The organism is Sphingomonas gei, from assembly GCF_004792685.1.
Classification (GTDB): domain Bacteria; phylum Pseudomonadota; class Alphaproteobacteria; order Sphingomonadales; family Sphingomonadaceae; genus Sphingomonas; species Sphingomonas gei.
The window spans coordinates 68,542-81,653 of record NZ_SRXT01000002.1 but is presented as its reverse complement, the minus strand read 5'-3'; the positions used below and the strand labels follow the sequence as shown (position 1 = coordinate 81,653).

Genomic DNA, 13,112 nt, shown 5'->3' with positions numbered 1-13,112 from the left:
ATGCGCGGGAGCAGAACATGACCAACAGTGGATCGGCCTTCGACGCCGCCACGCGGATCGCCGCGGGCGACGACAAGACGCGCTACGACAATTTCTCGGTGGCGCTGCATTGGGCGACCGCCTTCCTCGTTCTCGCGCAGTTCGTCACCTCGCAGACCTGGGGCTGGTTCGGCCGGCCGACGCATCACACCCTCGTCGTCGCGCACATGACGATGGGGGTGCTGCTAACCGCGGTCATCGTCATTCGGCTGGTCTGGCGGCTGACCCCGGGGCACCGGATGGCGCCGATCGCCACCGGCTGGATGGTAATTGCGTCGCGCGCAGTGCACTGGCTGCTCTATCTGCTGCTCCTCAGCGAAGCGGTGCTGGGCTGGATCACGCGCTGGTCCGAAGGCCGCGCGATGAGCTTCTTCGGGTTGCAGATCCAGCCGGCGTTCCCCGCGTGGAGCAAGGCCGAGCACCACGCGATCATGGAGCGGCACGAGCAGGTCGGCTGGGTAATCGTCGTGCTCGCTTTGCTCCACGCGCTGGCGGCGCTCTATCATCATTATGCGCTGCACGACCGCGTGCTGGTGCGCATGGCGCCGTGGCTACGCGCATGACCGAACCCTTCGAGATTGCCTCCGATCGGCTGCGCGCCGCGATCAACCCGTTCGGTGCCGAGCTTTCCTCGCTGCGCACCCACGACGGTGCCGAACTGATGACCGATGCCAATCCCGCTTTCTGGAGCGGGCACGCGCCGTTGCTGTTTCCGATCGTCGGGCGGCTGATGGACGACAGATACCAGCTCGACGGCAAGGAATATCCGCTGCCGCAGCACGGCTTCGCGCGCCGCCAGCCTTTCGCGCTGATCGACCGGGCGGCCGACCGGGCGGTCTTCCAGCTCGCCGACAATGATGAAACCCGCGCGGTCTATCCTTTCGCCTTCACCCTGGATGCGGCTTTCACTCTAACCGACGCGACGCTGGCGATGGACATCACCGTCACCAACACCGGCGAGCGCGACATGCCCGCCAGCTTCGGCTTCCACCCCGCCTTCGCCTGGCCGCTGCCGTTCGGCCGGCCGCGCGCAGACCACCGCATCGTCTTCGAGAAGCTGGAGCCGGCCGAGCTCACCGCGATCATCAAGGGCGGCTGGATCGCCCCCGAGACCTGGCCGAGCCCGCTCGACGGCCGCGACCTGCGGCTCACCGACGAAATGTTCGAACGCGACGCATTGATATGGGACAGACTCGAGAGTCAGTCGCTTCGCTATGACGGCGGCGACGGACCGGGGCTGGAGATCGGCTTTGCCGGCATGCCCAAGCTGGGCATCTGGACCAAGCCCGGCGCGCGCTTCGTCTGCATCGAGCCGTGGCACGGCATCGCCGACCCGATCGGCTTCGCCGGCGAGATTTGGGACAAGCCCGGCATCCTCCGCTTCGCACCCGGCGCGGCGCGCAGCTTCAGCATGCAGGTGACGCTGGTCTGATTCCCCGTTCGCCCTGAGCTTGTCGAAGGGCCGTTCTTTCTTCTTCACCGAAAACCGGTACAGGGGCTTCGACAATCCCGGATCCAGTCCGGGGCCGAACGGATACTCCAAAACCGATGCCTTCCGACCATATCAACGACCGCCGTACCTTCGCGATCATCTCGCACCCCGACGCCGGCAAAACCACGCTCACCGAGAAACTGCTGCTGTTCGGCGGCGCGATCCACTTGGCCGGCGAGGTCAAGGCGCGTGGCCAGGCACGGCGCGCGCGCTCGGACTGGATGAAGATCGAGCAGCAACGCGGGATCTCGGTCACCTCGTCGGTGATGACCTTCGAACGCAACGGGATCACCTTCAACCTGCTCGACACGCCGGGCCACGAGGATTTCAGCGAAGATACCTATCGCACGCTCACCGCGGTCGATTCGGCGGTGATGGTGATCGATGTCGCCAAGGGCATCGAGAGCCAGACGCGCAAGCTTTTCGAAGTGTGTCGGCTGCGCAACGTGCCGATCATCACCTTCGTCAACAAGGTCGATCGCGAAGGCCGCGAAGTGTTCGACATCCTCGACGAAGTGGCGAATCTGCTCGCGCTCGACGTGACGCCGATGACCTGGCCGGTCGGCATGGGCGGCAATTTCGAAGGGATTTACGATCTCGCCACCGATCGCCTGCTGCTGCCCGAGGGCAATAGCCGCGAGTTCCACGGCAAGGTGATCCAGACCAGCGGTCTCGACGATCCCCAGCTCGACGAAATGGTCAGTGCCGAAAACCTCGCCAAGCTGCGCGACGATGTCGAGCTGGCGCAGGCCGGCTATCCCGAATTCGATCCCGTCGCCTATCGCCACGGCGATCTGACTCCGGTCTATTTCGGCTCGGCGCTCAAGGAGTTCGGCGTCGATTCGCTGATCGAGGCGCTGGCCACCTTCGCACCGCCGCCGCGCGCCCAGCCCGCCGAGCCCGCGCCTGTCGAGCCCGACCGCGACGAAGTCACCGGCTTCATCTTCAAGGTCCAGGCCAATATGGACCCCAACCACCGCGATCGCATCGCGTTCATGCGGCTGTGCTCGGGCACCTTCAAGCGCGGGATGAAGCTGACCCCGACCGGCCATGGCAAACCGATCGCGATCCATTCGCCGATCCTGTTCTTCGCGCGCGAACGCGAGCTCGCGGACGAGGCCTATCCCGGCGACATCATCGGCATACCCAACCACGGCACCTTGCGGGTAGGCGACACGCTGAGCGAGCGCGCCGATGTGCGCTTCACCGGCCTGCCGAATTTCGCTCCCGAAATCCTGCGCCGCGTCCAGCTCAAGGACCCGACCAAGACCAAGCAGCTGCGGAAAGCGCTCGACGACATGGCCGAGGAGGGCGTGACTCAGGTCTTCTATCCCGAGATCGGCTCGAACTGGATCATCGGCGTGGTTGGCCAGCTCCAGCTCGACGTGCTGCTCAGCCGCCTCGACGCCGAGTACAAGGTCGCCGCGGGGCTCGAGATGGCACCGTTCGAAACCGCGCGCTGGATCTCGGCCGAAGATCCCAAGGACCTGCAGGAATTCATCGGGCTCAACCGCGGCGCCATGGCCAAGGACCGCGACGGCAACCCGGTGTTCATGGCCAAGTCGGCCTGGGAAGTCGGCTATATCGTCGACCGCTATTCGAAGGTGAAGTTCGCGGCGACAAGGGAGCGGTAACGCTATAGCCTTGGCGTCTCTTACGCTTTGCCCCGGAGACGCCAGTGCTGTCGTTCCTGTTGCTGCAAGCCGCGCCAATCCCGCCTATGCCGGACTTGCCAGCATGCGCCTTCGATCGCCCGACGACGGCCGCCGCGCGCAAGGCCGAGCGAGCTTCCGCCGGAGGCGATCGGCGAACTCGATCGACAATTCAAATTCAACCGGGGAATCGCCGAGGCGGGCAGCTATTTCGAGGCCTCGGACTCGGTTCTTAAAGCGGACGCACCCCGTGCGCGCTTTTTGCGCGCCTATCGCGTCGGCGCGATCTGGTTCGTCTGGTACGAAGTTGGCGGAATCGCCCTTCAGCGCAACGTCGTCGCGTTGATGCCGCAGCGTGGCGATGACGGGCGCACTGCGCTGCGCCTCGCCGCCGGGAGCCATTTTTCGGGCGACCTCTGCGCGGCTTCCAGAGCATTTCTCGCCGGTGTGCGCAGCGTCGGTTAATCTACCCAGTCCCGCTGCAAAAACCGGCTCGCCAGTGCCATCAGCGCGCCCGCGACCACATACAGGCAAAGCCCCGCCGCGATCGCATAGCGCAGCGCCTCGTCACCATAGACCGGCGTAAGCGCTTTCGACAGCGATCCGATCGCCCAGCTGCCCAGCCCCAAACCGATCAGATTGTTGATTAGTAGAAAGCTCGCCGAGGCGGTCGCGCGCATGTGCGCGGGGACGAGGTGCTGAACGGCGGTGAGCACCGGCCCCAGCCAGACATAGACCAAAGCCTGGGGCAGCAGGAACAAGGCGAAGGCGATCGGCCAGCTGTCCGCCAGCACGCCGGCGATGAACAGGGGCGCCCCCGCGACATAGCAGATCGCCGGCGCCAGCGCGTACCATCGGCGGTTGCGCGGCCCCAGCCGGTCGCCGAGCCAGCCGCCGATCAGGATTCCCGCGACGCCGCCGGTGAGCAGCAATGCGCCGAAGAACTGGCCGGTCTGGACGAGGCTCAGCCCGAAGCTGCGCTGCATCAGGCTCGGCAGCCAGAACGCCACGCCATAGCCGCACATCGATCCCGCCGCCGCGCCGAACGCCATCAGCCAGAAGCCCGGCTTGGCGGCGAGGATCCCGAACACCTCGCGCACCGGCACCTGGTTCGCCGCAGTGGCGGCGGGACGCGGGCGATCCTTGACCAGCAGCCGAAACAGCGGCGCGATCGCCACCCCGGCAAGCCCGACGACCACGAACGCCGTTCGCCACTCGACATTCTGCGCGATATAGCCGCCGAGCAGCACCCCGCCAGCGGCACCCAGCGGAATGCCGAGCGAATAGATCGACAGCGCCCGCGCGCGCTGCTCGGGCGGGAAATAGTCCGAGATCAGCGCATAGCTCGGCGCCACCCCGCCTGCCTCGCCGACCCCGACGCCGAGCCGGAACAGGAACATCTGGGTGAAGTTCTGCGCGAATCCGCACAAAGCGGTGAACGCGCTCCACACCCCGAGCGACACCGTGATCACCCAGGTCCGGCTGGTCCGGTCGGCGAGCAATGCGAGCGGGATTGCCAGCGTCGAATAGAGCGCCGCGAAGGCCAGCCCGCCGAGCATGCCGAGCTGGGCATCGTCGAGCCCGAGATCCTTCTTCACCGGCTGGGCGAGGATGCTCAGGATCTGCCGGTCGAGGAAATTGAAGGTGTAGACCAGCAGCAGCATCGCGAGGACGACGCCGCGGGTGCGCGGAGTGGGTTCGGCCATGCGAGGCTCCCTGGCAGCGAAAGAGCCGGGCGTCACGCGACACCCGGCTCTGGATCGGATCAGAAGCGGACTTCGACCGTGCCGATCACGGTGCGCGGCGGCCCGTAATAGCCGATCACCGAATTGCCGGTGAGCGCGCCGGGGAAGTTGTATCCGCCGACGCGGTAGCGCGCGTCGGTCAGATTGCGGCCGGCGACGCCGATCCGGTAGCGGCCGCCCTCCGAGGTCCAGTTGAGCGACGCGTCGACCAGCGCATAGCCGTCCTGATCGAGCGCGGGCGTCGCGATTTCGAACATCTGGGTGTCGCTGCGCAGCGAAACCGCGGGGGTGAATGCGATCGTGCCGCCGGCGAGATCCTCGGACCAGGTCGCCGAGGCGTTGGCGGTCCATTCGGGGGTATTCTGGAACGCGCGCTGGTCGGCGACGTCGACCGGCGTGGTGCCGCCGCCGATGAAGGTCAGGAATTCCTTGTAATCGGCATGGGTGTAGCCAAGCACGACGCTCGCCGAGAAATGCCGCGACGGCACCATCCGGGTCTCGAGCTCGAAGCCGTAGATCTCGGCCTTGCCGGCATTGTCGACGAAGCTGGTGATGCCGCTCGGCAAAGCCGGCACCTGGATGGTGACCTGCTGGTCCTTGTAATTGGAGAAGAAGCCGGCGAGGTTCACGAACAGGCTGTTCTCGAGGAACGCGCCCTTCATGCCGAGTTCCCACGAGTCGATCGTCTCGGGCTCATAGCCGTTGACCGTGGTCGGGGTGAGGATCGCGTCGCCGCGCATGTCGAACCCGCCCGATTTGAACCCCTGGCCATAGCTCGCGTAGAAATTGAGGTCCTGGCGCGGTTCGTAGCTGATGCTCACCCGCGGGGTGAATTTCTCGAAGCTGCGGTCATTGGTATAATCGGTGCGCAGCAGCCCCGGCACCGCCCCGGCATTGCCGAACACCGGGCTGCGGATGCCGGTGTAATTGCGGCGGAACACCGTCCCGGTCTTCTCGTCGCGCGTGTAGCGCGCGCCGGCCGAGACCTTGAACTTGTCGGTCAAGTCGAAGCTCAGATCGCCGAACGCGGCATAGCTCTTGGTGTCGACGGTGCCCGAAGTCAGCGTGGTGGTGTTGAGCAGCCCGACAACGGTATCGAACGCGCCGCTGGCGCTGCCGTTGAGATAATAAAGCCCGACCACGCCCTGCAGCCGCTCGCCCTCGAACAGCAATTGCAGCTCCTGGGTGAACTGGCGGTCGTCATAGAAGGCCGGCACGTCGAGCGTCGGCAGGACGGTGTTGTCGAAGTCGATCAGCGTATCGGTGCTGCCGTCGCGCCACGCGGTGATCGTCTTGAAGGTCAGCGCGTCGGATAGCCCGATCTCGCCGGTGACCGAGACGCCGCGGGTCTCGACACGGTTGTCGTCGCCGATCCCGGCGCGGGTGTCGTAGACGCTGTCGGTGGGCAGATAGCGCACATCGGTGCCGTTGGGCAGCAGGCGGGTGCCGTGGCGCGGCTTCGACTTGTCGAGCGTGCGGTCGCCCGCGACGCGGAAGAAGATGCGGTCGGTCGGCGCATATTCGGCCGAGAGCCGCGCGGCGAGGACATCCTTGTCGTAATGCTCGGCACCGGTGGTGAGGTTCTCGCCGAACCCGTCCCGGGTATAGCGCGTCACGGCGCCGCCGATCGACAGGCTGTCTGTCAGCGGGACCGTCACCTGACCGACCAGATCGAGCTGGTTGTACGAGCCATAAGAGGCGCGCGCCGTAGCGCGGTATTGATTGCCGAGCTTGCGCGTGACGTATTTGACTGCGCCGCCGATCGTGTTGCGACCATAAAGCGTGCCCTGCGGCCCGCGCAGCACTTCGACGCGTTCGACGTCGAAGATGTCGAGCACCGCGCCTTGCGGCCGCGCGACATAGACATCGTCGAGATAGAGCGCGACGCCCGGCTCGAAACCCCAGAGCGGGTCCTGCTGGCCGACGCCGCGGCTGAATGCGATCAGAGTGGAATTGGAGCCGCGCGCGATCTGAAGGGTGAGATTGGGGGTCTTGTCCTGCAGCGCCGTGATATCAGGGGCGCCGCTGCGCACCAATGCGTCGCCGGTGACCACCGACATCGAGATCGGCACGTCGATCAGGCTCTCTTCGCGGCGGCGGGCTGTGACGGTTATCTCGCCCTCGGCAGGCTGCTCCGGTTCGACAGCTTGCGCGGCGGCGGCGGCGGCCTGCTCCTGCGCAAAGGCAGGCGCGGCGGCGAGTGCAGCGAAGGCGGCGCCGGCGTGCAGAATCGTGCGGGCAGACGGAATCAGGCGTGACATGGTTTTCCTCCCCAGAATCGACCCGATCTTGTGCGGGTTGTAAGCTGTCGAGAGAGCCTATACTGAAACCTGAACCGGGTTTCAACTTGGAAGAATTGGGGCGGAGTCATGGACAGCGAGGCAGCGAGCCTGGGCAAGGAACCGCGCACTGCACGCGGCCGCAAGACGCTGCGCGCGATCCTCGACGCGGCGGCGGTGGAATTCGGCGAGAAGGGCTTTCACGAAGGCTCGATCAGCGGGATCACCCGCCGCGCCGGCGTCGCGCTCGGCAGCTTCTACACCTATTTCGATTCGAAGGACGCGGTGTTCCGCGCGCTCGTCCGCGACATGTCCGATCAGGTGCGCGAGCACGTCGCCCCCGCGATGAAAGATGCCCCGGGCCAGATCGCCGCCGAGCAGGCGGCCTTGCTCGCCTTCATCCGCTTCGCGCGCACCCACAAGGAAATCTACCGGATCATCGACGAGGCCGAGTTCGTCGATCCCGAGAGCTTCCGCATGCATTATGCGACGACGGCCGACCGCATCGCCAAGCGCCTGCGCGCCGCCGCCGACCGCGGCGAAGTGCGCGACGACGTCAGCGAGGTCCACGCCTGGGCGATCATGGGAATGAACGTCTTCCTCGGGCTGCGCTACAGCGTATGGGAAGAAGACGTGGCGCCCGAGGCGATTGCGGAGACCGTGGCGGCGATGCTCGCGCGCGGCATCGCGACAAGCGCGGATTAGTTCGTTCCCCTGCGAAAGCAGGGGTCCAGAGTCACAAGCGGTGCGCTCTGGACCCTGGGCCCCTGCCTTCGCAGGGGAACTGAATTGCCTCGACTTGCACCTCTAGCCAGGCTCGCCCGCTCAGACCGTCTTCATGTCGTAGACGATCACCTTGCGCCACAGATGCCCGCATTTCGCGACGAACGCCTGGTGGACCGGATGGTCCTGATAGATCTTCTGATCGACGACATTGTCGAACACGATCAGTTCGGAGACGTGGAAGCTCGAATCGACCACGTCGCGCTGCTCGGTCGAGGCGGGCACCCCGATCTGCAGGCTGCGGACGACTTCGACCCCGGCGAGCGTGCGCAGTCCGGCGATCAACTGGTCGCGATCGGCGCTCGAATCGGGGCGCTTGAGCCAGAAGAACACGTGATGGACGATCTTATCGCCGCCCGGGGCAGCCGCCGCTGCACTCGACGTGATCGCCGCGCCGCCCATTGCCATGCCCTTCACCACGTCCCTGCGATTGACTGCCATGCCGCCCTCCCGATCCCAGGGACTGTTTCCGCAACCGCCGCCTCGGGTCAAGCCGCTCGGCGAGTCAGTTCTTCAGCTTGCCCTGCAGCGCCGCGGCGAGCGGGCTGAGCGGAACCGCCTCTTCCTCGCTGATCACCCCGGCCTGCCTGAGTATTTCCGCGGCACCCGGACTGCGCGGAAAAGGATCGAGCGAGAGCGCGAGCGTCTCCGCCGCGGCTTCGCCGAGATCGAGCGCACTGCCGGTGTAGAAAACGACGTCCATCTCCTCCTCGTCGAGCTCGATATCGTCATGGCTTTCGTCCTGGGCGGGTTCGGGACGGAAGCGAATCGCAAAATCTTCCTTGATCTCGGCGGGCAGCGGATCCCCGGTGACCCCGCAGGACTGAGTGACCGCGGCCGACAAATGCCCACTGGCGCGCACCCCGATCGCGTCGCGAACCAGCGCGAACCGGGCAGCCAGCCGATCGATCGCGACCAGATCGAAGCGCCTGGCCAGCGCCGCGCGTTCGTCGGGCGTTGCTTCGATCTCGACCGCGGTTTCGCCGACGCCGAGCTGATCGAGCCGGTGCGGCCGCGTAAATTCGGGAGTCATCGCGGCAGCTCTCCGGCCAGGATCGCAGTTACCGGCGTGGCGGCGAGACCGTCGCGAAAAGCGAGCAGCTCCGCCTCGACATGCGCCAGCGCGGCGTCGCTCGGTGCGTGCCCGCGATACAGGTTGCGCACCAGCGCCGTCTGCAGCCCCTCGCCCGCGAGACCCTTGCGATAGGCGCCGAGACGGCCGCCGATCATCCCCATCATCCGCCCCATATGCTTGCCGACGACGATGTCGCCGATGCCGATCTCGCGCAATTGACCGTCCATGTCGTCGATGAAGCATTCGGCCAGCGCAGTGCTCGGCGCGATCGCCTCAGGCGTGTCCTCGAGTCGCAGCAGCACCAGCGACAGGATCGCCGCGATCATGTCGAAGCGGCCGTCGATCGTGTCGGGCACCGCGCCCTCCACATACCAATGCGGCGCACGGCCGCGCGCGACGATTGCGGTGTAAAGCTGCGGCGCAGTGCCGCGATCGGGGGCGCCGAACAGGCGCTTGAGCAGTCCCATCTTGGTTCTTCGTCCGTGTGAAAGCGGGGGCGACCTTGTTTGGCCGCATTTTGCCGCATATTGAGGCGAATGGCGCGCGATGCAATGCGTGCGCCGGTGCTAGCGTTGCCCTGGAGATTTCGATGCCCTTCCCCGTTCGCCTAGCCGGTTGCGCCGCGCTCCTCATCGTCATGGGCAGCACCGCATGCTCGCCGATCCGTACGCACCAGGGCTATGTCATCGACAAGGAGCTCGTCGATGCGGTCCAGCCCGGCATCGACAATCGCGAATCGGTGCTCCAGACGCTCGGCCGCCCGACGCTGACCAGTCAGTTCAACCAGGGCGAATGGTACTACGTGTCCCGCGAAAGCCGGAACTTCGGGTACAGCGACCCCAAGGTTCGCGAGCAGCAGACGATCCGCGTTCGCTTCGACACCGCCGGCAACGTCACTGCCGTCGACCGGATGGGCAAGGAGCTGATCGCGTCGGTCGATCCCTATGGCAAGACCACCCCGACCTTGGGCCGCAAGCGCAGCTTCTTCAGCGATCTGTTCGGCAATATCGGCACGGTCGGCGCACCGGGTACCGGTGGCGGCGCGCCGGGCGGCGGCCAGGGCCAGTAATCAAGCTTGCTGCTTGCTGACCGCGTTATTCCCGCGCGGTTCAGCCAGCCTGCTCCAGAGTGCGACGGTGCCGGAGACAACCGGCCTGTAAATCTGGAGGAATCCACATGAAGAAGTTCATCACCGCAGCTTTGCTCGCTGCCGTCGCGATGCCGGCGGTGGCGCTGCCGACCGCGGCGAGCGCTCAGTCGCAGCGCGAACTGCGCCGCGACCGTCAGGACATCCGCGAAGAACAGCGCGAATTGCGCGACGCCCGCCGCCGCGGCGATCGCAGCGACATTCGCGAGGAGCGCCGCGACGTGCGCGGTGCTCGCCAGGAGTATCGCGAGGATCTGCGCGACCGTGATCGCCGCTGGGGCGACAATGACTGGCGCGACTATCGCGGCCGCAACCGCGGCGTCTATGCCCGTGGCAATTGGCGCGCGCCGTTCGGCTATACCCGCTTCCGCAGCGGCGGGCGGATCGCGCCGAATTATTGGGGTTCGCGTTATGTGATCGCCGATCCGTGGCGCTATCGCCTGCCGTCGGCCGGGCGTTATCAGCGCTGGGTGCGCCATTATGACGACGTGCTGCTGATCGATACGCGGCGCGGCATCGTCATCCGGACGATCCCGGGCTTTTACTGGTAAATCGGTTCACCCGGAGCGGCGAAAGTCGCTCCGGGGTTCGGCCGCGCCGATGCGGCGGCGCGGCCGGTGCCCGTGAGCACAGCCCCGAAAGGGTAAGGGACCGCGCGATTGAACGCGCGGACGCGCATTCCGCTCCGCGTGCGGGCTTCGAATCTCAACGAATCGTAAAGAGGATCTGGTCGACCACCCGGCCGCCGAGATCGACCAGCTTCAGCCGATGCTGTCCGCGCCGCGGGAGGATCAGCGGGCGGGCGTCGGCACTTCCCAGATCCTGCCTGTCCAGCAACAGCCGGTGCCCGGTGACCTGGCCCGCCACGGCGACCGCGAGCCGCTGGCGATCGATCGGGATATCGGGGTCGAGCGCATAGACGCTTCCCGCCACCGGATTGACGATCCGCGGCCGCCGCGCCGCCGCGGGCGCCGAGGCGATTTCGGTGAGCGCGGTGCCCTTCATGAAATATTCGCGGCGCGGCTGCTCGATGCCCTCGGCGAAGTGAATCGTGCGTGCCTCGATATTGAGCGGGGGCCGCGCTTGCCGGCTCGGCACTCCGGCATGCAGCGCCATCATGACGTCACGCCAGACCGGCGCCGCGCCGCTGGTGCCCGAGACCGCGCGCATCGGATCGCCCTCGAGATTGCCGACCCACACGCCGACGGTGAAGCGATCGCTGAACCCGACGCACCAATTGTCGCGCATGGCCTTAGACGTCCCCGTCTTCGCCGCGGCCCAGAACGGCAGCCGCAGCGCCGAATCGACTCCGAACGTGCCGGCGCGGGCATTGGGATCGGCGAGGATGTCGGCGACGATCCAGGCGGCCTGCGGCGATACGATCTGCCGTGCCCGCTCCTTTGGCGCTGCCGCAGCAAGCCGCAGCGGCGACCAGCGCCCGCCCAGCGCCAGGCTCCGATACGCGGCGACCTGTTCGAGCAACGTCACTTCGGCCGAACCCAGCGCCAGCGAATAGCCGTAATATTGCCCGTCCTCGACCAGCCCGCGATAGCCGGTGTCCCACAGCCGGTCGCGGAACGCCTCGACTCCGGTGAGCAGCAAGGTCCGCACCGCAGGCACGTTGAGCGATCCGGCGAGCGCGACGCGCGCCGAGACGGGTCCCTTGAACGCCTTGTCGTAATTCTGCGGGACATAGAGCCCCGACGCAGTGTCGAGCTGGACCGGCGAATCGTCGAGGATCGAGGCGGCGGTGAGATAGCCCTTTTCGATCGCCTGCGCGTAGAGGAAGGGCTTGAGCGTCGACCCTGCCTGCCGATACGCCGACGCCCCGTCGACCGCCGCTGCAGTCGATTCGCCGCCGATCCCGCCGACATAAGCGAGCACGTCGCCGCTGGCATTGTCGACCACCAGGACCGCGCCGTCGCGTGCACGCGTGCCGCCCAGCCCCTGTAGCTGGCGGCGAAGCGCGGCGATCGCGACCGACTGGATGCGCGCGTCGAGCGTGGTGGTGATTTTCGCACCGGGCTTGTCGAGAAGCTTCGCCGCGAGGTGCGGCGCCAGCCCCGGATCGAGCGCCAGGCTGCGCGCCGGCCCGAGCATCGACGCGGCAGCCCCGGCGAACCGGCTGCAATCCGGGTCATGCCCCAGCGCACAGGCGCGCCGCGCGACTTCGGTCGATCCCGCGCCGGGATTGGGCAGCAGCGCCGCGAGGAGCAGCGCATCGTCGCGGGTCAGCGTCGCGGGTGTCTTGCCGAACAGCCCGAGCGCGGCGGCCGCGATACCCTGCGCCTCGCCGCGAAAGCCGGCGAGGTTGAGATAGGCTTCGAGGATCTCGTCCTTGCTCCAGCGCGCCTCGAGCGCACGCGCCGCGCGCATCTGGCGGAATTTGTCCCAGCTGCCACGATGGCCGGGCGCGGCGAGTTCGGGCGCGAGATAGGCGGCCACCTGCATCGACAGCGTCGAGGCGCCGCGCGCGCGCTTGCCTTCGATTCGATCGCGCAGCGCCCCGCCGAGCGCCCACCAGTCGACGCCCTTATGGCTGCGGAAGCGGCGGTCCTCCGCGGCGATCAGCGTATCGCGCGCCACTTGCGCGACATCGTCGAGCCGCACCCAGCCGAGCCGGCGCGCCTGATAGTCGACGCGGCTGCTGTCGATCAGCCGACCGTTGCGATCGTAGAGCCAGGCCTCGGACGGGCGCCAATTTGCCACCACCGCTGCGTAGCTGGGCAGCGGCGGCGGGCGGGTGATCCACGACAACGCGACGAAAGTGGTGATGAGCAACGCGGCGGCGGCGAGCACCACTCGCATCGGGGTGAACACCCCGCGCCAGCCGCGCTCGCGATAGGCGCCGCGCTGGCGGAGGGCCCAGCCGGCGAGCGTCGTGGGGAAGTCGTCGACAC

Annotated in this window: 13 protein-coding genes; 7 read left to right on the top strand and 6 right to left on the bottom strand. The window is 66.9% G+C overall.

Going from position 1 to position 13,112, the window contains the following annotated elements:
• The first annotated feature begins 17 nt into the window (after positions 1-17).
• From E5A73_RS04480 to E5A73_RS04465, 4 genes are all read left to right on the top strand, one after another.
• Positions 18-602: a cytochrome b gene (locus E5A73_RS04480; RefSeq protein ID WP_135962617.1), complete on the top strand. Its 585-nt coding sequence runs from the start codon at positions 18-20 to the stop codon at positions 600-602.
• Positions 599-1,471, top strand: coding sequence for an aldose 1-epimerase family protein (locus E5A73_RS04475; protein WP_135962616.1), 873 nt, complete (start codon positions 599-601; stop codon positions 1,469-1,471). The genes E5A73_RS04480 and E5A73_RS04475 overlap by 4 nt, the downstream gene beginning before the upstream one ends.
• 116 nt (positions 1,472-1,587) lie before the next feature.
• A complete protein-coding gene (locus E5A73_RS04470; RefSeq protein ID WP_135962615.1) occupies positions 1,588-3,165 on the top strand; it encodes a peptide chain release factor 3 in 1,578 nt (525 codons plus the stop codon).
• Between the two features lie 279 nt (positions 3,166-3,444).
• Complete coding sequence (locus tag E5A73_RS04465) at positions 3,445-3,648, top strand: hypothetical protein (protein ID WP_135962614.1); 204 nt, start codon at positions 3,445-3,447, stop codon at positions 3,646-3,648.
• On the opposite strand, the gene E5A73_RS04460 is transcribed toward E5A73_RS04465, so the two are convergent.
• Positions 3,645-4,889, bottom strand: a complete 1,245-nt coding sequence (locus E5A73_RS04460; protein ID WP_135962613.1) for a spinster family MFS transporter — start codon at positions 4,887-4,889, stop codon at positions 3,645-3,647. The two genes, E5A73_RS04465 and E5A73_RS04460, sit on opposite strands and share 4 nt — an antisense overlap.
• Positions 4,890-4,948: 59 nt before the next feature.
• On the bottom strand, positions 4,949-7,189 hold the full coding sequence (locus E5A73_RS04455; RefSeq protein WP_135962612.1) for a TonB-dependent receptor: 2,241 nt from the start codon (positions 7,187-7,189) through the stop codon (positions 4,949-4,951).
• A 108-nt stretch (positions 7,190-7,297) separates the two neighbouring features.
• Here E5A73_RS04455 and E5A73_RS04450 point away from each other — a divergent pair, with 108 nt between their 5' ends.
• On the top strand, positions 7,298-7,912 hold the full coding sequence (locus tag E5A73_RS04450) for a TetR/AcrR family transcriptional regulator (RefSeq protein WP_135962611.1): 615 nt from the start codon (positions 7,298-7,300) through the stop codon (positions 7,910-7,912).
• A 120-nt stretch (positions 7,913-8,032) separates the two neighbouring features.
• Here the strand turns inward: E5A73_RS04450 and E5A73_RS04445 are convergent, their stop codons facing one another.
• The 3 genes from E5A73_RS04445 to E5A73_RS04435 form a co-directional block, all read right to left on the bottom strand.
• A complete protein-coding gene (locus E5A73_RS04445) occupies positions 8,033-8,431 on the bottom strand; it encodes a Dabb family protein (RefSeq protein ID WP_135962610.1) in 399 nt (132 codons plus the stop codon).
• A 64-nt stretch (positions 8,432-8,495) separates the two neighbouring features.
• Complete coding sequence (locus E5A73_RS04440) at positions 8,496-9,023, bottom strand: YceD family protein (RefSeq protein ID WP_135962609.1); 528 nt, start codon at positions 9,021-9,023, stop codon at positions 8,496-8,498.
• Entirely contained in the window at positions 9,020-9,532 is a 513-nt protein-coding gene (locus E5A73_RS04435) for a ubiquinol-cytochrome C chaperone family protein (protein ID WP_135962608.1), read from the bottom strand. Before E5A73_RS04435 ends, E5A73_RS04440 begins: the two co-directional genes overlap by 4 nt.
• Before the next feature lie 122 nt (positions 9,533-9,654).
• On the opposite strand from E5A73_RS04435, the gene E5A73_RS04430 reads away from it, so the two are divergent.
• Together E5A73_RS04430 and E5A73_RS04425 are read left to right on the top strand one after the other, a co-directional pair.
• Positions 9,655-10,134 (top strand): outer membrane protein assembly factor BamE, encoded by a 480-nt coding sequence (locus tag E5A73_RS04430; protein ID WP_135962607.1) that lies wholly within the window; start codon positions 9,655-9,657, stop codon positions 10,132-10,134.
• Positions 10,135-10,241: 107 nt separating this feature from the next.
• Entirely contained in the window at positions 10,242-10,763 is a 522-nt protein-coding gene (locus E5A73_RS04425) for an RcnB family protein (RefSeq protein ID WP_135962606.1), read from the top strand.
• Positions 10,764-10,917: 154 nt separating this feature from the next.
• On the opposite strand, the gene pbpC is transcribed toward E5A73_RS04425, so the two are convergent.
• A complete protein-coding gene (gene pbpC / locus E5A73_RS04420; RefSeq protein ID WP_135963119.1) occupies positions 10,918-13,020 on the bottom strand; it encodes a penicillin-binding protein 1C in 2,103 nt (700 codons plus the stop codon).
• Between the last annotated feature and the right edge of the window lie 92 nt (positions 13,021-13,112).